Here is an 18,904-nt window from a genome sequence, read left to right as displayed (position 1 = left end):
TTCTTCAGTGCGGTCGCGCACCCGGCTGTGTCGTCTCAAGCGGAGCTGCACGGGTGGCCGCGATCCATGCTACGAGCCACCACCGACAAAAACGGGTTCCGCGTCCTTGACCTGCGGTTCTTCGGGCTTCCGGCGTCTGGTGAGCCACCGGTGGGCCGGGCGTTCGACCCCCGCGGTGACCGCCCAGCCGGCCAGCACGGCGGCGCCGACGACCGCGGGGAGCCGCAGCCAGCCGGGGAGGCCGAGGTCGAGCAGGGCGCGGGCCAGGATGTAACCCAGTTCCTGGTGCACCAGGTAAAGACCATACGAGATGCCCGCGAGCCAGGTGACGGCCGGGGCGATCCGGGCCAGCCCGGGGAACCGCCAGTCCGGGCCGCGGGCGGCCACGCAGACCAGCAGGAGCAGCACGGCGAAGCCGATCGTGGACGGCCAGCGCTGCGCGTCCTGCGGCAGGGCGACGTGGAACGGGAAGACCTGCAGGTCCTGCGCGGCGACGGCGGCGATCACGAAGAGCGCGATGTGCCAGGTCTTCAGCCGCCGCTGCGCCCAGAGCCAGATCGCGACGCCGATGGCGAAGACGTGCAGCCGGTGCAGGCCCAGCCCGTAGTAGCAGGTCTCGACGAGCGGGCTCGCCGTGCCGGGCGGGAAGACGAGGAAGCGCAGCGCGAGCGGGACCAGGATCAGGGCCCAGAGCAGCGCGACGGTCAGCCGGTGGGTGCGCCACGACCGCGGCCACAGGACGGCGGCGCCGGTGAAGGCCAGCAGCTGCACCGGCAGCGTCCAGTACGAGCCGTCCAGGTAGTAGAACGTCTCCGACCGGATGCCCCACTCCTGCACCATGCCGAGGTTGGCGATCAGGTCCAGCCAGGTCGGGATGTACCACGGCGACGGGTCCGCGGGCGGGCCCTGCGGCACGCCGAAGAGGAACCCGGTGACGCCGGGCGGGTACGGCAGGCCGCTGAAGGAGATGGCGGCCCAGCGCGTCACGACGTAGGTCAGCAGGACGGCGACCAGGTAGGCCGGCACGAGCCGCGCGACGCGGTTCCAGAGCCACCGGCGCGGATTGCCCTTGCGGAGGCTGGCGCAAACGAAGAAGGCGGAGATCACCAGCAGGATCGCGGCGCCGAACTGCGCCGTCACCCGCACGGGGTACCCCGTGAGTTCCGGGTGGAGCAGCGCGCCCTGGTGGGTGACGTGCCCGAGGACGACCGCGACGACGGCGACCACCCGGAGGAGGTCCCAGCTGATCCGGCGCGGCGTCGGGGAGGTGGGCACGGTCGTCCTGAGGTCGGGGCTGGCGAGGTTCGCGATGAGCCTACGTGCCGGGGCGCGCGGCCGCTTGTGCGGGTGGAACCGCTTGGAGCGAAACGACTACCGTGTGCACGGTGAACATCGTGGAGACCTACACCGGGCACGTCGACCCGGGCGGCGACGCCACCCGCCGCACCCTGGACGCGCTCACCATCACCAAGCTGTCCGTCGGCCCGATGGACAACAACGCGTACCTCCTGGTCTGCCGCGCGTCCAACGAGGCGCTGCTGATCGATGCGGCCAACGACCCGGAGCGCATTTCCGACCTGATCGGCCACGGCCCGGACCGGCCGGCCCTTCGCACGGTCGTCACCACCCACCAGCACCAGGACCACTGGCAAGCCCTGGGCGCGGTGGCGGGCGCGAACGGCGCGAACACCGCGGCCCACCCGCTGGACGCCCCGCCCCTGCCGGTACCGCCGGACTTCCTGGTCGAGCACGGCGACACGCTTTCGGTGGGGCAGGTCACGTTGTCGGTGATCCACCTGCGCGGACACACGCCGGGCTCGATCGCCCTGCTGTACCGCGACCCGGCCGGCATCCCGCACCTGTTCACCGGGGACTCGCTGTTCCCGGGCGGGGTCGGGAAGACGTCGTCGCCGGAGAACTTCACGTCGCTGCTGGACGACGTGGAGACGCGGATCTTCGGGGAGCTGCCGGACGAGACGTGGTTCTACCCGGGACACGGGGACGATTCGACACTGGGCGCGGAGCGGCCGAAGCTGAAGGAGTGGCGCGAGCGCGGCTGGTGACCGAGGGCCGCGATCCGCGTCCCGGCGGATCGCGGCCGCATCGCGGACGGCCCGGCCGGGGCGTGGGGTAACACCGCACGGTGCGTCGGCGACTCCAGTCGACCATCGACGCATTGGACGGCGGCGCCATGAACCACGATCGGTCCGGCAGGACCCGCAACGAAGTGACCGGGCCCGTTTCGGGCGTCGTCGTCCAGGCCGGCTACGTCGCCGGTGACATCCACATCCACCAGGCACCGGGCGCCACCGAAGCATCCGCCGCCCGGACGCTGTGGGCGGACTTCGAGCGGAAGGGCGAGCCCTACTACCCCACCTTCGTCCGGTTGATGGCGAACCACGGCCACCTCCCGGCGGCCGACGTCGCACAACTGGCCCGGCAGGTGCTCGAACTGGCCATGCTGGGCAGCGAGGGAGATACGCAGGATCGCGCACTGCTCAGCGGCCTGGCCCGGCCACTCGGCGAGAAGGCCGACGAACTGATCGATGCGGCTTCCCGGTACGTCCGGCTGCTCCTCGAGTTCGCCGAGGACCAGTCCCGGCCGCTGACGGACTGCAATGCAGCCGGGACAGACGTGCTCAATGCCTATCTCGACCTGGTGATCGCCGGGATGGACGAGGGTCGCGCGCCCTCGTGGTTCAGCCTCGACGACTTCCGCCGACGAGGGCGGTAGCCGAAGAGGGACAAGCCAGGCGAGCTCCGTCGCTGACACGTTCGGAGCAGCCCGGTAACGATAGAAGACACCAGGGCAACTTCCCGGACGAACCGGGCGTCCCTTGCAAACCCAGCGCTGGGACTTCCATCGGTTCTCTCCGCCAGGAGGCCCACCATGTCCATCACGAAGCGGCGCGCCCTCGCCGCCGTCATCCTGTTGCTCGGGGCGAGCGGAATCCTCGCCGCGGCCACGCCCGCGCAGGCCGCCGCGCCCGTCATTCCCGCCATGACGAACATCCGGACCGGGCTCAACACCGGGTTCGACCGGGTGGTGCTCGATCTGGGCTCCGGGCCCGCGCCCACCGTCAGCTACCAGCTCACCGATGAGCTCACCGCCGATCCGAGCGGTGAAATCGTCTGGCTGACCGGGGAGTTCTTCATCAACGTCACCGCGACGCCCGCCGCCGCGCACGACGTCAACGGGAACCCGACCTACACCGGGCCGCAGAAGTTCCGGACGCGGAACCTGGCCAACGTCATGGCCGTCGCCGTCACCGGGGACTTCGAGGCGCACCTCTCGATCGGGCTCGGGGTGCGGTCGCGGACCGCGGTGAACGTCTTCACGCTCACCGCGCCCAACCGCGTCGTCATCGACGTCGCCCACTGAACGGCGGGCGGGGGAGTCACCCGCGCTCGTACGGGATCTTCTCCCCCGCCTCGACCGCGAACGGCAGGTGGTTGCCGGCCGGCGGCAGCGGGCACGTCGCGAAGTCGGTGAACGCGCACGGCAGGTTGACCGCGCGGTTGAAGTCCAGCGTCACCGAGCCGTCCGCGGCCGGCGCGCCGACGGGCAGGGACCGGTTGGCCGCGTACGTCGTCACGCCGCTCGTCCCGTCGGTGAACAGGATGCTGAGCCCGCCGTCCTTGCCGTTGAACGCCGTCAGCGTGTGCGACGCGCCGTCGCGGGAGAACCGGACCACGCCCGGTGCCGTGTAGACGTGGCTGAGCCCCTCCACGACGGCGCCGACCGTCGTGGGCCGCGGCGCGTCGAACGGCTCGAACCGTCCGGACAGCACCCAGGACGGCGACGGCTCGTACGCCGGGACGCCGCGGAACTCGCGCAGCACCTCGGCTTTCGGGTCGTGGACGCGGATCAGGTACCCCGAACGGCGGGCCACCTCGATCTCGACGTCGCCGGCCAGCACCCGGGTGCCGGCGCCGCTGTTGACCAGCTCGAACCGCCGGACGCCGGTGACCGGTTCGCCGTCGTGCACCAGCGGTGCGCCGGCCGGGTCGACGTACGCCGCCTCCGCGTCCTGCCACCAGCGGCCGGGGATGCCGGGGTACTCGCGCGGAACGTCGGTCAGCCAGTCGAGCGAAACCAGCGCCAGCCAGCCGTGCGGCTCGGCCAGGTCCGCCTCGCGCCGGGCCTTCCAGTCCTGCCACTCCTGCGTGAACGTGCTCATCGCGGGCCCCTTCTCCGTCGGCTACGACGGTGCCAACCCGGCGTCCGGGCCGCTATTCCGCGTCCCAGTATCCGGACGGCTCAGTCGCCGAAGGACCACTGCAGCCCGTAGCTCAGGCCCTGGTGCAGGTCGTGGAACTCGAGGCCGACCTCGCCGACCCGGTTGACGGTCAGCGCGTCGCCCGAGTCGACGCCGTCGTCGACCACCCGGCCCGGCACGCCGTTGAGCCGCCACACCCGGGCCGGGGGCGCCGCGCGGTCGAACCGGACCCGCACCGAGAACTTCTCGCAGCGCCGCAGCGGCGTCATGACGTAGTACGGCCGCAGGTCCGAGCGCTGCGGCGTGAACCGGATGCCGTACTCGTGCCGCTGGCCGAGCCGCAACGGGCTCGGCAGCCGCAGGACGAACTGCGCGTGGCTGGCCGAGACCGGGCGCGTTTCGACGACTTCACCGCCGAACAACGCGTCCGCGGTGATGCCCGGCAGCGGGCCGCTGCCCGGCCCGGCCGGCACGCTGAACGGCAGGATCAGCTCGTCCAGCTCGTCGGTCTCCGCGACGATCCGGCGTTCCTCCTGCAGGTCCGGCGGTGTGCGGTCGAGCCGGAGCATCGCTTTCATGGACTCCACGTACCAGCCGGCCAGCGGATGCCGGTCGCCGCCGGACGCGGGCGCGCCGAGCAGCTCGTCGAGCCGGCGGAACGCGAGGTCGATCCGGCGGCGGGCGGTGCGCGGGTCGCGGTCGAGGACGGTGGCCAGCCACGAGATCCGCCGGTCGAGGAACTCACCGGCCGCCTCCTCGTGCAGGCCGAGAGCCGCCAGCGCGGCCAGCCGCAGGTCCGCCGGCAGCCGCCCGCACAGCTCGGTGAGCCGCAGCACGAGCTTGTGGCGCGCGGCCTCGGGCTGGTCGGCTTCGGTGATCGCGCAGGCCGCCCGCAGACAGGGGCCGATCCGGTGGTGCAGGTCGGCCGCGTCGAGCCCGCGGCCGCGGCGCAGTTCGTTCAGCTCCCGCACGAACGGCAGGGTGTGCTCGTCCGTCGTTCCCACCCCTTTGCGCTGCCGGCGGAAGAAATGCTCACGCTACCAGGTGCCGGTTTCGCGGAATCGTTCGCGAAATGCCCGGCCGGCCGGCCCCCCACGAGCCGGCCGGCCCGGCTCCACCGCGGGTCAGCGGACCCCGAAGATCAGGGCCCAGATCGAGTGGCTCTCCATCAGAAAACACCTCCTCATCGCGGTACCCGGGCCGAGCGGCGGGCAATTCCGGCCGTGGACGCGCACGACCGGGACACTCCCGGCTCGCTCGAAAAAGGAAAACCGGCCGGAAGGCATCCGATTCTTTTCCGGCCGGTTCCAGGATCGCCGGTGGTGGGCTCGCCTCAGATGTCCGATGTCACCGGTCTTGTGTGCCGTTTGGCTCAGAACGCGCGAAGGCCCGCAGGACGCGCGGCTCTCGGATGAGGAACCGGCGCCGGCCCGTCTCGACGATCCCACGCTCCCGCAGCACGCGCAGCGCCCGCGCGACGGTCCGCCGGGCCGCGCCGATCTGCGCGGCGATGTCCTCCTGCGACAGCGCGTCGATGACGACGCCCTCCGGCACCGTCCGGCCGCGTTCGGCGGCCAGCCGGACCAGGACCACCGCGACCCGGCGGCTGACGTCGAAGGCGGCGGAGTCGATCCGGGCGGACTCCGCGCTGCGCAGCCGTGCGGCGACGGTCTTGATGGTCGCGATGGCGATCGACGGCCGGGCGTGCAGCACGTCGACGAACTCCGCGCCGGTCAGCTGGAAGACGGTGCAGGGTTCGATCGCGCGCACCGACGCCGACCGCGGCCGCCCGGTGACCGCCGCGAGGTCGCCCAGCACCTCGCCGGGGCCGCGCAGCCCGAAGAGCACCTCGCGGCCGTCCTCGACGATCGTGGAGACCCGCACCCAGCCGGCGACCAGCACGTGGACGTGGTCGGACGGGTCACCCTCCATGAGCACGACGTCGTTCGCGCGGAACCGGCGGCGGGTACCGCGGGCGAGCAGGTACTCGCGATCGGCGTCGGCGAGGTAGGCCAGGAGCGCCCCGTCCGCCGTGTCGTCGTGCCCGCTCATCGTTCCCCTCCGGAGGTTCACCGTAACCCGGCGTGGCCGCGTTCCGCGAGGGTGACGACCGGTAGGGTCGGCGCGTGGACGTGGAGATCTACACCGACGGAGCGTGCAGCGGCAATCCCGGACCGGGCGGCTGGGGCGCGGTGCTGCGCTACGGCCGGCACGAGCGCGAGCTGTACGGCGGCGAAGCGACCCCGACGACGAACAACCGCATGGAGCTGACGGCGCCGATCCGCGCCCTGGAGAGCCTGACCCGGCGGTCGCAGGTGCGCGTCTACACGGACAGCACGTACGTCCGCAACGGCATCACGCAGTGGCTCCCCCGCTGGAAGAAGAACGGCTGGCAGACGGCGGCCCGCGAACCGGTGAAGAACGCGGACCTGTGGCAGCGCCTCGACGCGGCGGTCGCCGAGCACGAGGTCGAGTGGCTGTGGGTCAAGGGCCACGCGGGCCACCCGGAGAACGAGCGAGCGGACCGGCTCGCGGTGCGGGGCGTGCAGGAGGCCCGGGAGACCGGGGAACCGGTCAACGCGGGTTAGCCGGAGCCGAAAATTCCCGCTTTTTCCGCCGGCTCGGATTCCTCACCCGTCCGGCCGGTTGACCCGGGGCACCGCCGCCGATAATTTCCGGCTCGGTCCGCCGGACGGTTTTCCCGGTCGTTCTCCCGCGGATTCGCCGGAGGAGAAACCGTGAGGAAACGCAGCTCCGCCGCCGCGGCGGAACCCGCCGCCGACGCCGCGATGGGCACCGCCTCCGCGCTGGCGCACACCGTCCGGCAGCCGGGCTGGTCCGAGTGGGAGGACCACGGCGGCACGCTGGTGTCCCCGCCGGCCGCGGCCTCGTGGGCGCCGGGCGGCTGGACGTGTTCGTCCGGGCGTCGGACAACGCCCTGTACCACAAGGCATTCGACGGCGGCTGGTCCGAATGGGAACCCCTGGGCGGGCCGCTGGCTTCCGCTCCGGCTGCCGTCTCGTGGGGCGACGGGCGCATCGACCTCTTCGCCCGCGGAACGGACCATGTGTTGTACCACAAGGCTTTCACCGGGTCCTGGTCGGCGTGGGAGCCCCTCTGCGGACCGCTCACGGCGGGTGTCGGCGTCACCTCCCGGGCCCCCGGCCGGCTCGACATGTTCATCCGCGGCATCGACGGCACCCTGCGCCACAACCGGTTCGACGGCGCCTGGTCCGACTGGACCTCGCTGGGCGGGCTGCTGCTGCACCCCCTGGGCCCCGCCGCCGTTTCCTGGGGTCCCGGCCGGATCGATACTTTCATCACCGGTGCGGACGGCCGTCTTTACCACAAATGGCAGGGGTGATTCGGCGCTGCACCCACCGTGGCACAATTTCCCGGTGCCTCCCGCCCCGTGCCCGTGCGGCCTCGCCGAGTCCTACGCCGCCTGCTGCGGCCGGTTCCACGACGGCGGGCTTTCCGCGCCGACCGCCGAACTGCTGATGCGGTCGCGGTTCAGCGCCTTCGCCGTGCGGGACACCGCGTACCTGCTGCGCACCTGGCACCCCGGTACGCGGCCGCGGCAGCTGCGGCTCGATCCCGGCCAGGAGTGGACGAGGCTGGAGATCCTCGGCCGCTCCGGGGGCGGGCTGCTGCACAACGAAGGCACCGTCGAGTTCCGCGCGCACTACCGCCACCACGGCCGGGACGGATTCCTCGAGGAGAACAGCCGCTTCCGCCGTGAGGACGGTCACTGGGTCTACCTCGACGCCGAGGCCTGAACCGGCGTCCGCCGTGCTAAACAGTGCGGCGATGGGAAAACTGACGCGCCGCGCCCGGGCCAAGGTGGACTACCTCGGTTTCATCGGTGCCCGGGAGTGGCCGCTCGCCGCGTCCGGGCTGGGGGTCGTGCTCGGGGTCGTCACCATCCTGCCGAGCGCGGTCGGCGTGGTGCTGTCCGTCGTCGCGCTCGCGCTGGGTGTCGCCACCTTCACCCGGGACGTCCGGCTGCTGCGCCGCCGCTGGGCCGGGTTCGAGTTCACCACCATCGCCGTCCCCTTCCCCACCGCGGAGCTGCCGCCCCCGCCTGCCTACCCGGAATCGGCATACCTCGCCGTGCCCGCGCGCGGGACGGCCCTGGTCAGCGCGGCCATCGACCGGGATCTGTGGACCGAACGGCACACGATCGACGTCGCCGAAGAGCGCTACCGGCTGCCGCCCGCCCTCAAGGCGACCGCGCCGCACGTGCTGCCGCTGCGGGCCCGCGGCCGGCTGCTGTTCAACGGCCCGATCGTCGGCATGCGCGGCGACCCGCTGCCCGCCGCCGGCGCCCGGCCCGCGCCGATCCGGCTGCACCGGGCGCGGTTCTTCGACGCCGTCTGCTCGAACGAGCTCGCCGCGCTGCGCATCACGCGCGTGGACACCGGCGAAGAGTACGACCTGCGCAAGGCCGAGCTCACCGACACCGCCGGCGCGCTGCGGGAGCTGAGCAGCAGCACGCTGGCCGACCTCGTCGGCGTCTCCACGGTCGCGTTCACCACCGACGGCAAGCTGGTCACCGTCCGCCAGTCCTCGCTCAACTCCGTCAGCGGGCTGCTGCTCGCGCCGTCGGGCAGCGGCTCACTGGAGCCCCGCGACCTGCGCACGCCCGACGGCGGCCCGCGCCGGCTGCTGCACACCGCCGTCCGCGCCGGGATGGAACGCGAACTGTGCGAGGAGAGCGGGCTCAAGCCCGCCGACGTCCGGTCGACGAAGCTGGTCGGGTTCGCGCGCTGGATGGAACGCGGCGCCAAGCCGGAGTTCTTCGGGCTGACCGAGCTGGCCGTCGACAGCGCCGAGGTCTCGCGGCGCCGCCCGGTCAGCGGCGAACGGCTCTACAGCGCCGGACTGACGCTCTTCGACGTCGACCTCCCCGCGATCGGCGCCGCGCTGGCCGGCGGTGTCCCGCTCAGCGAGGCCCTTCCGCCACGGCTCTGGGAAGACGGTTCCCTGCCGCTCCTGCTGGCCCTGCGCGCCGCGGCGGCGTGGCAGGCCGCCCGGGTCTGACGAAACGGCCCTGTTCCCGGCGTGGCCGGACCGCTACCATCGTCGCAATTGTTAGGAAAGTTCCCTAACAATGGCCTGATGTCCCCCGCCGCCGTGGGTGCCTAGGAGGCGCGCTAGTGAGCTATCGGCAGAGAAGAACCCGGACCCTCCTCGCGGCGGCCTCGCTGGCCGTCGCGGTCAGCGGGGTCACCGTCGCTTCGGCGACCGGGCAGGAACCGGCAAGAGCCGTCGTCGCGGCCGCGGCCCCGGCGACCGCCGTCCCCGGCTTCCTGATCCAGACGTCCGCCCAGGTCGGTGACGACTCCGCGGTCTCGAAGCCCGGCTACAACACCTCGGGCTGGTACCCGGTCGGGCCGCGCTCGACCGTGTACGCCGGCCTGCTGGCCAACGGCAAGTACGCCGACCCGTTCTACTCGACGAACATGAAGAACGTGCCGACCGCGGACTTCCAGGTCCCGTGGTGGTACCGCACCGACCTCACCGTCGCCGACACCACCCAGCGCACGTACCTCGACTTCAGCGGCGTGCTGTCCAAGGCCGACGTCTGGGTCAACGGGACGCGCGTCGCCGACAAGACGCAGGTCACCGGCGCCTACACCCGCCACGACCTCGACATCACCGCGCAGGTCAAGGCGGGCACGAACAGCATCGCGTTCAAGGTCTACCCGAACGACCCGAACAAGGACCTGTCGATGGGCTGGATCGACTGGGCGCAGACCCCGCCGGACCAGAACATGGGCATCGTGCGGGACGTCCTCGTCCGGCGCAGCGGCCCGGTGGCGCTGCGCGGCGGCCACGTCGTCACGAAGCTGACCGGGCTGAGCCACGCCGACCTGACGGTGAAGGCCGACGTCCGCAACGACAGCGCCGCCGCCGTCTCGGCCACGGTGTCGGGCACGGTCGCCGGCCGCGCGATCAGCCAGACGGTGTCGCTGGCGGCCAAGGAGAAGAAGACCGTCACCTTCGGCGTGGTCGGGATCGACAACCCGCAGGTCTGGTGGCCGGCCGGGATGGGCGGGCAGCCGCTCTACGACCTCGACCTGACCGCGAGCGTCGGCGGGACGGCGTCGGACACCTCGCACTCCAGCTTCGGCGTGCGGACGGTGACGGCGAACAAGAACTCCAGCGGCGGCCGGTCCTACACGATCAACGGGCGCCCGCTGCTGATCAAGGGCGGCGGCTACTCGCCGGACCTGTTCCTGCGCTGGAACGCCCAATACGCGGCGGACAAGCTCGCCTACGTCAAGGACCTCGGGCTCAACACCGTGCGCCTGGAAGGGCACATCGAGCCGGACGAGTTCTTCGACCTGGCCGACCGGATGGGCGTGCTGACGCTGCCCGGATGGGAGTGCTGCGACAAGTGGGAGGGCCAGGTCAACGGGGACGAGAAGGGTGACCCCTGGACCGCCGCCGACTACCCGGTCGCGAAGGCGTCGATGACCGCGGAGGCCGAGCGGCTGCGCGACCACCCGAGCGTCATCTCGTTCCTCATCGGCAGCGACTTCGCCCCCGACGCGACGATCGAGAAGAACTACCTCGACGCGCTGTCCGCCGCGGACTGGGCGACGCCGGTGGTCCCGGCCGCGTCGGCGAAGTCGTCGCCGCAGCTGGGGTCGTCCGGCATGAAGATGAACGGGCCGTACGACTGGATCCCGCCGGTGTACTGGTACGACAAGGCGCACAACGACAGCGGCGGCGCGTGGAGCTTCAACTCCGAGACCAGCGCCGGGCCGGACATCCCGACGATGGACACGCTCAAGCGGATGATGTCCTCCGGTGAGCTGGACACGCTGTGGAAGAACCCGTCGGCCGCGCAGTACCACCGGTCGTCGTCCTCGACGTTCGCCAACCTGAAGCTCTTCGGCGACGCCCTGACCGGCCGGTACGGCAAGCCGTCCAGCCTGGACGACTTCGTCCGGAAGGCGCAGCTGGCGCAGTACGAGAACGTCCGCGCGGAGTTCGAGTCGCACTCGCGGAACTTCAGCGACAGCTCGAACCCGGCCACCGGGATCATCTACTGGATGCTCAACAGCGGCTGGACGTCGCTGCACTGGCAGCTGTTCGACGCCTACCTCGACCAGAACGGCTCCTACTTCGGGGCCAAGAAGGCGAACGAGCCGCTGCACATCCAGTACTCGTACGACACGAAGTCGGTCGTGGTCGTGAACCACAACCACGACGCGGCGTCGGGCCTCACCGCCCGCGTGCAGCTGTTCAACCTGGACGGTACGTCGAAGTTCGACCAGGCGAAGAGCGTTTCGGTCGGCGGTGACGGCGCGAAGACGACGGCGCTGACCATCGGTTCGGTGAGCGGGCTGTCGACGACGTACCTGGCGAAGCTGGTGCTCACGGACTCCTCGGGCAAGGAGGTCAGCCGCAACGTGTACTGGCTGTCCACCAAGGCCGACACCCTGGACTGGGGCAACAGCGACTGGTATTACACGCCGACGACGTCGTACGCGGACCTGTCGGGGCTGAACTCGCTGAGTTCGGTCGCGGTCGGCGCCGACGCGACCTCGACGGCGAACGGCGACGGCACCACGACGACCAAGGTGACGCTGACGAACACCTCCTCCGGCAAGATCCCGGCGTTCTTCGTCGACGCGCACGTGGTCGGCGCGGCGGGCGCGCCGGTGCTGCCGGTGCGGTGGACCGACAACCAGGTCAGCCTCTGGCCCGGCGAGTCGGCCACGCTGACGGCGACGTACCGGACCGCGGACCTCAAGGGCGCCAAGCCGTCGGTGCGGGTCGCGGGCTGGAACACCGGGACGAAGACGATCCCCGCGGACGGCTCGGTCGACCCGGGCACGCCGTCCGACTACCAGGCGGAGGACGCGACGATCACCAGCGGCGTCGTGGAGTCGAACCACACCGGGTTCACCGGCAGCGGGTTCGTCAACTACGACAACGCGGTCGGCAGCGCGGTGGAGTTCACGGTGAACGCCACCGCGGCGGGCAACGCGAACGTCGTCCTGCGGTTCGCCAACGGCACCACGGCGAACCGGCCGATGGACATCTCGGTCAACGGCACGAAGGTGGCGTCCGGGGTCGCCTTCGGCGGCACGGGGAACTGGGACACGTGGCAGACGGTCACCGTGCCCGTCACGCTCCCCGCGGGCACCTCCAGGATCAAGGCGACCGCGACGACCGCCAACGGCGGCCCGAACGTCGACAAGATCACCGTCTAGGCGGGGCCGGAGGGGCACTTTCACGGGAAGGTGCCCCTCCGGTCATTCCCAGAGGAGGCGCTGCTCGCGATCCGGGTCGGAGACGGTCGTGGAGATGTCGTCGAAGAGCCGCGTAAGCCGGTCAGTGGGCGTGTAGCGCGGCCAGCCCGGGTCGCCGGTGGCGGTGAAGCGGACCCAGGCGTCGAACATCTCCGTCGCCACCGCCTGCATCCGCTCGGCCGGGAACGGCCGTCCGGCGAAGAGGAACCGCCAGTTCTTGTTGCGGATGTCGTCGAACATCAGCGGCAGGTCGAGCCCGTGTGCCGCGCCCAGACCGCGGCCGCGCGGGGCGATCCGCCAGTCCAGGCGGTACATCCACGCGTTCTGTTGCTTCTCGGCGAAGCGAATCGCCGGGATCCACCAATCCCCCGCGGTCAGCGCGCGGTTGCGGATCTGGTCCTCGGGCCACTCGAGCAGGTCGTCATACGCGGCGACGGCCTTCTCGATCTCTTCGGCGGTCAGCATCGTCGAGCCGACGCCGAGCAGCTTCGCGCCTCCCGACTGCAGCCAGCTGAACAGGTCTTCCTCGTCGGCCGTCGTCCCGATGAGCAACGGGATTTCCCGGACGCCGTCCAGCGGCCGGCGCGGGAGCAGCTCGTCGCCGACGACCACGCGGTAGGTCACCTTCGTACCCGAGACCGCCGAAACCCGTTGCTGCGCTTCGAGAATCCGGGTCACCGGGAGCGTGGGGAGGTCCTCGGGCCGGGCGTCGAGTTCCCGCAGGACCGCTTCGGCCACGGCCGCGCCTTCCGCCGGGGTGTGCACGACCGAGCCGACACCGGTGCCGCTCTGCACGATCGCCTGGTGGACCAGCCCGCGCGTGGCGGGTACGGCCAGGAGCGTCCCGACCGTGCGGCCGCCGTTGGACTGCCCGGCGAGCGTGACGCGGCCCGGGTTCCCGCCGAACGCGCCGACGTTGTCCCGCACCCATTCCAGCGCGGCGACCTGGTCGCGCAGGGACAGGTTCGAGTCGGCGACGCCGGGCAGGTGCAGCATCCCGAGCACGCCGAGCCGGTAGCCGACGGTCACCACGACCACGCCGGCGCGGGCGTACGCGGAGGCGTCGAACTGGTGCGGCGCGCCCATCACGCCACCGCCGCCGTGGATCCACACGAGAACCGGGTACGAGCCGGATTCCGCGGGTGCGTAGACGTTCAGGTACAGGCAGTCTTCGTCGCCGGTGAAGCCGCGCCCGGTCAGCTCGGGCTGCGGCGCGCGGGACGCCCACTTCGTCGCATCACGTTCCCCGGACCACGGCTTCGCGGAGCGGGGAGCGCGGAACCGCAGCTCCCCCACCGGCGGTTCGGCGTACGGCACGCCGAGGAAGGTCCTGACTCCGTCCCGTCCGGACCCGCGCAGGGCACCGGCCGCGATCTCCACCGTCGTCACTGTCCTAGCCTAGGCGCAGGCACACTGGGAGGAATCTTGACCGCAGCGGAGAACAAACAGCTCCTGAAGACCGCGTTCGACGCCTGGGCGACCGGCGACATCCGGCCGCTCATCGCCGCCATGGCCGAGGACGTCACGTGGACGGTGAGCGGGCACAACAGCTGGTCCGGGACCTTCCGCGGCAAGGACTCGGTCCGACGCGACCTGCTCGGCCCGCTGGGCGCGCAGTTCGAGGGCACCTACACCAGCACCGCGAGCCGGTTCGTCGCCGAGGACGACGTCGTCGTGGTCGAGACGCAGGGCAGCGTCGCGACCAAAGCCGGGGCGCGGTACGACAACAAGTACTGCTTCGTCTTCCGGCTCGACGACGGCCGGATCCGCGAGATCACCGAGTACATGGACACCCAGCTGGTCGCGGAGGTGCTCACCGAGCTGGCCAGGTGACACCCGCCCCGGGCGGCGGGTAATGATTACCCCGTGCACATCGCGGCAGAGATAGTGGCGCTGGTCGTGGCCGTCCTGGTCGTCAGCGCGGTGGCGCGGCGGCTGGACTGGTCCGCCCCGCTGTGCCTGATCGTCGTCGGCGTCGGCGCGTCCTACGTCCCCGGCGTGCCCGAGGTCCACCTCGACCCCGAGGTCGTGCTGCTCGGCCTGCTGCCGCCGCTGCTGTACTCGGCGGCCATCCAGACGTCGCTGGTCGACTTCCGGAAGAACCGCGGCGCGATCGGGCTGATGTCGGTCGGGCTGGTCGTGTTCACCGCGCTCGGCGTCGGCGTGGTGGCCTGGGCCGTGATCCCCGGCCTCCCGCTGGCCGGCGGCATCGCGCTCGGCGCGGTGGTGGCGCCCCCGGACGCGGTCGCGGCCAGCGTCGTCGCCCGCCGGGTCGGCATGCCCCGCAAGCTGATCCGGCTGCTCGAAGGCGAGAGCCTCTTCAACGACGCGGCCGCGCTGGTCGCCCTCCGCACGGCCATCGCCGCCCTGGCCGGCTCGGTCAGCCTCTGGCAGGTCGGCGCGGACTTCTTCCGCGCGGCCATCGGCGGCGCCGTGGTCGGCCTGGTGGTCGGGTTCGCGGCCGCGTTCGTCCGCGCCCGGATGGACGAGCCGGTGCTCGACACCGCGCTGTCGTTCGCCGTGCCGTTCATCGCCTACATCCCGGCCGAGGCGATCCACGGCTCCGGCGTGCTCGCGGTGGTGATCGCCGGGCTCATCCTCGGGCACAAGGCGCCGCAGATCCTCTCCGGCTCCACCCGGCTGGCGTCCCGGCTGAACTGGCAGACCATCCAGTTCCTGCTGGAGAACCTGGTCTTCCTGCTGATCGGCCTGCAGCTGCGGCGGATCCTCGCCGAGGTCGGCGAGAGCGGGCTGTCGCTGGCCATGCTGACCTGGATCTGCGTGGCCGTGCTCGGCGCGACCATCCTCACCCGGGTGCTGTACCTGATCGGCATCGGCACGGCGAAGCGGGTGAAGCGGCGCCTGCTGCCCGGGAAGGTCAAGGTGAAGATCTGGCCGTGGCGCTACTCGGCTGTGATCGCGTGGGCGGGCATGCGCGGGGTGGTCACGCTGGCGGCCGCGTTCGTGCTGCCCGCCGACACCCCGCAGCGGGCCGTGCTGGTGCTCGCGGCGTTCGTCGTCGTGGCCGGCACCCTGGCCGTCCAGGGCATGACGCTGCCGCCGCTGATCCGGCGGCTGCGGCTGCCGCGGCCGGACCCGGCGGAGGACGCCCTGCAGGAGGCGGCCGTCCTGCACGACATGACCCGCGCGGCCCTGGCCAGGCTCGAAGAGATCCGGACGGACGACGACCCGCCGGAGATCATCCAGCGCCTGCGCGACCGGCTGCAGCACCGCGCCGACTCGGCGTGGGAGCAGCTCGGCCGGCAGAGCGCGCTGGCCGAGACGCCGAGCGACGCCTACCGCCGGCTGCGGCTGGAGCTGCTCGAAGTCGAACGCGACCAGTTCCTCAAGGCCCGGGCCAGCGGCAGCGCCGACGACGACGTCCTGCGCAAGGTCCTGGAGCGGCTCGACATCGAGGAGTCCATGCTCGACCGCGACGAGGCCGAGCCCGACACCGAGGGCCGCGAGCTGCGCACCCCGGCCGCGACGGCGGGCTCGTGCAAGCACCTGGCCCACGAGTGGGCCGGCAAGGAGCCCAGCTCGCCCGACAGCTGCGCGGCCTGCATCGCCGAGGGCACGACGTGGGTGCACCTGCGGATGTGCCTGAAGTGCGGCAACGTCGCCTGCTGCGACTCCTCGCCGCGGCGGCACGCGACCCGGCACTTCCACGAATCCCGCCACCCGGTCATGCGCAGCTTCGAGCCGGGCGAGACGTGGCGGTGGTGTTTCGTCGACAAGCAACTCGGCTAGGGTCGGGGCCATGAGCACCCCGGAACAGGAGATCGAGTACCGCCAGCACCGCTTCAGCCCGCCCCCGGGTTCGACGGAGATCTTCCTGGTCCGGCACGGCGAGTCGGCCCCGGCCCGCGGCGACGACCCGTTCGACCTGGTCGACGGCCAGGCCGACCCGGACCTCGCCCCGGAGGGCCGCGACCACGCCCAGCGCGTCGGCGAGCGGCTCGCCGGGGAGCGGATCGACGCGATCTACGTGACGACGTTGCGCCGCACGGTGCAGACCGCCGCGCCGCTGGCGGAGAAGCTCGGGCTGACCCCGGTCGTCGAGCCGGACCTGCGCGAGATCCACCTCGGCGACTGGGAGAACGGCCTGTTCCGGAAGTACACGGCCGACGGCCACCCGATCGTCGACCGGCTGTGGACCGAGCAGCGCTGGGACGTGATCCCGGGCGCGGAGTCCGACGAGGCGTTCGGCGCCCGGCTGCGGGCGGCGCTGACCCGCATCGCGGCCGCGCACCCGGACCAGCGGGTGGCGGTGTTCACCCACGGGGGCGTGATCGGCGAGGTATTCGCTCAGGCCAGTCGCGCGGTCGAGCGGTTCGCGTTCCTCGGCGCCGACAACGGGTCGATCTCGCACCTGGTGCTGCAGGGCGACACCTGGATCGTGCGGCGCTTCAACGACACCGCGCACCTGGCTGCGCCGCTCGGCTGAGCTTCCCGGCCGCGACGAGCTGCACGGTCACCAGGATCGAGAGGGCTTCCGCGGCGAGCAGCCCGATCAGCACGAGCACCTGCGTCAGCCCGGCCTGGACCGGCCCGGCGCCGCCGAGCAGCACGCCGACGTAGGCGCCGGGGAGCGTCACCAGGCCGACCGTGCGAGTCTGGTCGAGCGCGGGGATGAGGGCGTGCCCGGCGGACGGGCGGCAGATCTCCAGCGCGGCCGGCCGCGGCAGGAACCCCAGCGCGAGGGCGGCTTCGTACTCGCCGTGGCGGGCTTTCAGCTCGTCGAGGGCGCGGCGGGCGGCCTGCGAGGTGGCGGTCATCGCGCCGCCGATCACGATCCCGGCGATCGGCACGACGGCGATCGGCACGAGCGGGACGACCCCGGCACCGAGGACGAGCGCGAGCACGGGGGCAACCCCGGCGGCGATGGCCAGCGCCGTCCACGGGAGGTTCCTGCGGGTGCCGACGCGCCGCGCCGACGTCACCGCGGCGATGCCGAACATCAGCAGCACGAAGAGCCCGGTGAGCGGGGCGGACCGCAGGACGGCGGTGATGACCAGCGACACCACGGCCAGCTGCGCCACCGCCCGGACAGCGGCGATCAGGACGGCGCGTCCGGGGCCGAGCCCGCCCGCCTGGACGACGGCGGCGCCGGCGAGGGTGAGCAGGAGCAGGACGGCCACCAGGGCGGGCCCGAAGGTGATCGCGGCGTTCACGCCGCCGATCCTCACCGCTCAGACGGCGCAGCTGAAGAGGCGGTCCGGTTCGGTCTCGGCCTTTTCGGCGACGACCACGCCGTCGACGACGATCCGGCAGCGCAGTTCGCCGGGCCCGGGGTTCCGGGCGGCGATGCTGTAGAACTCGGTGCGCCCGGCGGGCCCGACCCGGGTGAACTGCGTCGACCACGGCGTCGCGACCTCGGCGTGCTGGGTCAGCGCGGACCCGGCGGCGGCGAAGGTGACGTTGCGGGCGCCGTGCTCGCCGAGCAGCTCGTAGACGACGGTGTGGCTCACGGTGCGGACCGCGGCGGGGGCGACGGGCGCGCTGGCGGGCTCTTCCTCGACGGGGCCGCGCGCGGACCTGGGCACGACGTAGGCGGACACCGCGAAGGCGGCGGCGAGCACCCCGAGGACGACGACGAAGCTGCCGGCCGACCGAGCCCGCCCGGCGCAGTCGCCCTGGGGCCGGGCGGCGGTGGGAACACCCATGGAGAGGTCTTCTCTCGTCCCGCGCACTTCCGTCGAGTGCGTCGATCTATATCTCGCCGTGACCTGACGGGGTGTTAGCGCTCGGGGACGGAAAATTCGATGTTCACCCGGACGGGGGTCCACGGGCGGCGCGGATTTTGTCGGACCCCGGGGGCATGATCGGGGTGTGTACGAGGAGAAGGCCCCGCCGCGGCGGCTGCGGGAGGTGGCGCGCTGCGTGTGGCGATCGGCTTCGGAGGGTCCGAAGCGGATCGTCCCCGACGGCTGCGTGGACCTGGTCGCCGGGGACGGCGAGGTGTTCGTGGCCGGCCCGGACACGACGGCGTGGACATCGGCAACGGGGCCGAAGGCGGAGTTGAGCGGAGTCCGGTTCCAGCCGGGCCGCGCGGCGGCGGTGCTGGGGGTGGCCGCGGACGAGCTACGCGACCGGCGGGTCTCCCTGGGCGAGTTGTGGGGGCGGCCGGGGGAGCTGGTGGCGGAGCGGTTGTTGAGGGGTGAGTGGTCGGTGGCGGAGGCGGTTGCGGCGCGGCTTCCGGCGGTGGGGCCGCCGGATGTGGCGGTGGCGGGGTTGATCGCCCGGCTGGATGCGGGGGTGGCCCGGGTGGCCGATGCCGTCGCTGCGCTGATGGGAGTGGGGGTGGAAGGTGCGCGCATCGGCGAGGCTGCTGCCGTCCCGGGCCGTCCGGGCTCGCAGGCCGGCCTCATCGCCGAAGCAGCCGCCATGCTGACGCGAGGCGGGCCGGAAAGC

Annotated in this window: 19 protein-coding genes; 12 read left to right on the top strand and 7 right to left on the bottom strand. The window is 72.1% G+C overall.

Annotated elements, in window-relative coordinates:
• Positions 1–69: 69 nt before the first annotated feature.
• Complete coding sequence (locus tag AB0J55_RS38620; RefSeq protein WP_364260528.1) at positions 70–1,275, bottom strand: acyltransferase; 1,206 nt, start codon at positions 1,273–1,275, stop codon at positions 70–72.
• Positions 1,276–1,385: 110 nt separating this feature from the next.
• On the opposite strand from AB0J55_RS38620, the gene AB0J55_RS38615 reads away from it, so the two are divergent.
• From AB0J55_RS38615 to AB0J55_RS38605, 3 genes are all read left to right on the top strand, one after another.
• Positions 1,386–2,063 carry an MBL fold metallo-hydrolase gene (locus tag AB0J55_RS38615; protein ID WP_364260525.1) on the top strand — a complete coding sequence of 226 codons (678 nt, stop codon included), beginning with the start codon at positions 1,386–1,388 and terminating at the stop codon, positions 2,061–2,063.
• An 80-nt stretch (positions 2,064–2,143) separates the two neighbouring features.
• Positions 2,144–2,734, top strand: coding sequence for a hypothetical protein (locus AB0J55_RS38610; protein ID WP_364260522.1), 591 nt, complete (start codon positions 2,144–2,146; stop codon positions 2,732–2,734).
• 156 nt (positions 2,735–2,890) lie between these two features.
• On the top strand, positions 2,891–3,382 hold the full coding sequence (locus AB0J55_RS38605) for a hypothetical protein (RefSeq protein ID WP_364260519.1): 492 nt from the start codon (positions 2,891–2,893) through the stop codon (positions 3,380–3,382).
• Between the two features lie 16 nt (positions 3,383–3,398).
• On the opposite strand, the gene AB0J55_RS38600 is transcribed toward AB0J55_RS38605, so the two are convergent.
• From AB0J55_RS38600 to AB0J55_RS38590, 3 genes are all read right to left on the bottom strand, one after another.
• A complete protein-coding gene (locus AB0J55_RS38600) occupies positions 3,399–4,181 on the bottom strand; it encodes a DUF1684 domain-containing protein (protein ID WP_364260516.1) in 783 nt (260 codons plus the stop codon).
• An 80-nt stretch (positions 4,182–4,261) separates the two neighbouring features.
• Positions 4,262–5,224 carry a hypothetical protein gene (locus tag AB0J55_RS38595; protein ID WP_364260513.1) on the bottom strand — a complete coding sequence of 321 codons (963 nt, stop codon included), beginning with the start codon at positions 5,222–5,224 and terminating at the stop codon, positions 4,262–4,264.
• A 343-nt stretch (positions 5,225–5,567) separates the two neighbouring features.
• On the bottom strand, positions 5,568–6,272 hold the full coding sequence (locus AB0J55_RS38590) for a Crp/Fnr family transcriptional regulator (RefSeq protein WP_364260510.1): 705 nt from the start codon (positions 6,270–6,272) through the stop codon (positions 5,568–5,570).
• 74 nt (positions 6,273–6,346) lie between these two features.
• Between AB0J55_RS38590 and rnhA the strand changes: the two genes are divergently transcribed.
• The 5 genes from rnhA to AB0J55_RS38565 all read left to right on the top strand — a co-directional run bounded on the left by rnhA (position 6,347) and on the right by AB0J55_RS38565 (position 12,451).
• Complete coding sequence (gene rnhA, locus AB0J55_RS38585) at positions 6,347–6,808, top strand: ribonuclease HI (RefSeq protein WP_364260507.1); 462 nt, start codon at positions 6,347–6,349, stop codon at positions 6,806–6,808.
• Between the two features lie 254 nt (positions 6,809–7,062).
• A complete protein-coding gene (locus AB0J55_RS38580; protein ID WP_364260504.1) occupies positions 7,063–7,584 on the top strand; it encodes a hypothetical protein in 522 nt (173 codons plus the stop codon).
• Between the two features lie 34 nt (positions 7,585–7,618).
• A complete protein-coding gene (locus AB0J55_RS38575; protein WP_364260501.1) occupies positions 7,619–7,999 on the top strand; it encodes a YchJ family metal-binding protein in 381 nt (126 codons plus the stop codon).
• A gap of 31 nt (positions 8,000–8,030) precedes the next feature.
• Entirely contained in the window at positions 8,031–9,263 is a 1,233-nt protein-coding gene (locus AB0J55_RS38570; RefSeq protein ID WP_364260498.1) for a hypothetical protein, read from the top strand.
• Between the two features lie 116 nt (positions 9,264–9,379).
• Positions 9,380–12,451, top strand: a complete 3,072-nt coding sequence (locus AB0J55_RS38565) for a carbohydrate-binding protein (protein ID WP_364260495.1) — start codon at positions 9,380–9,382, stop codon at positions 12,449–12,451.
• Positions 12,452–12,493: 42 nt separating this feature from the next.
• On the opposite strand, the gene AB0J55_RS38560 is transcribed toward AB0J55_RS38565, so the two are convergent.
• Complete coding sequence (locus AB0J55_RS38560) at positions 12,494–13,879, bottom strand: carboxylesterase family protein (RefSeq protein WP_364260492.1); 1,386 nt, start codon at positions 13,877–13,879, stop codon at positions 12,494–12,496.
• 36 nt (positions 13,880–13,915) lie between these two features.
• On the opposite strand from AB0J55_RS38560, the gene AB0J55_RS38555 reads away from it, so the two are divergent.
• Genes AB0J55_RS38555 through AB0J55_RS38545 form a run of 3 tightly spaced genes read left to right on the top strand, consistent with a single transcriptional unit; the run spans position 13,916 to position 16,937 of the window.
• Positions 13,916–14,323: a nuclear transport factor 2 family protein gene (locus AB0J55_RS38555; protein WP_364260489.1), complete on the top strand. Its 408-nt coding sequence runs from the start codon at positions 13,916–13,918 to the stop codon at positions 14,321–14,323.
• A gap of 33 nt (positions 14,324–14,356) precedes the next feature.
• A complete protein-coding gene (locus AB0J55_RS38550) occupies positions 14,357–16,240 on the top strand; it encodes a Na+/H+ antiporter (protein WP_364260486.1) in 1,884 nt (627 codons plus the stop codon).
• A 10-nt stretch (positions 16,241–16,250) separates the two neighbouring features.
• Entirely contained in the window at positions 16,251–16,937 is a 687-nt protein-coding gene (locus AB0J55_RS38545) for a histidine phosphatase family protein (protein WP_364260484.1), read from the top strand.
• On the opposite strand, the gene AB0J55_RS38540 is transcribed toward AB0J55_RS38545, so the two are convergent.
• Both AB0J55_RS38540 and AB0J55_RS38535 read right to left on the bottom strand, forming a co-directional pair.
• A complete protein-coding gene (locus AB0J55_RS38540) occupies positions 16,900–17,664 on the bottom strand; it encodes an ABC transporter permease (protein WP_364260481.1) in 765 nt (254 codons plus the stop codon). The genes AB0J55_RS38545 and AB0J55_RS38540 overlap by 38 nt on opposite strands.
• A gap of 18 nt (positions 17,665–17,682) precedes the next feature.
• Complete coding sequence (locus AB0J55_RS38535; RefSeq protein WP_364260478.1) at positions 17,683–18,156, bottom strand: MmpS family transport accessory protein; 474 nt, start codon at positions 18,154–18,156, stop codon at positions 17,683–17,685.
• 166 nt (positions 18,157–18,322) lie between these two features.
• Here AB0J55_RS38535 and AB0J55_RS38530 point away from each other — a divergent pair.
• Positions 18,323–18,904 (top strand): DUF6597 domain-containing transcriptional factor (locus AB0J55_RS38530; RefSeq protein ID WP_364260475.1); only part of this gene is annotated, 582 nt, incomplete at its 3' end.

This window comes from Amycolatopsis sp. NPDC049688 (assembly GCF_040674975.1).
Classification (GTDB): Bacteria; Actinomycetota; Actinomycetes; order Mycobacteriales; family Pseudonocardiaceae; genus Amycolatopsis.
The sequence above is the reverse complement of the archived record's forward strand: the minus strand, read 5'-3'. Positions and strand labels throughout refer to the sequence as shown.

Excerpts from the sequence above, each read along its gene's own strand:
- AB0J55_RS38605 (WP_364260519.1), top strand. The coding sequence starts at position 2,891 with ATGTCCATCACGAAGCGGCGCGCCCTCGCCGCCGTCATCCTGTTGCTC.
- AB0J55_RS38600 (WP_364260516.1), bottom strand. The coding sequence starts at position 4,181 with ATGAGCACGTTCACGCAGGAGTGGCAGGACTGGAAGGCCCGGCGCGAG.
- AB0J55_RS38590 (WP_364260510.1), bottom strand. The coding sequence starts at position 6,272 with ATGAGCGGGCACGACGACACGGCGGACGGGGCGCTCCTGGCCTACCTC.
- AB0J55_RS38570 (WP_364260498.1), top strand. The coding sequence starts at position 8,031 with ATGGGAAAACTGACGCGCCGCGCCCGGGCCAAGGTGGACTACCTCGGT.
- AB0J55_RS38545 (WP_364260484.1), top strand. The coding sequence starts at position 16,251 with ATGAGCACCCCGGAACAGGAGATCGAGTACCGCCAGCACCGCTTCAGC.
- AB0J55_RS38535 (WP_364260478.1), bottom strand. The coding sequence starts at position 18,156 with ATGGGTGTTCCCACCGCCGCCCGGCCCCAGGGCGACTGCGCCGGGCGG.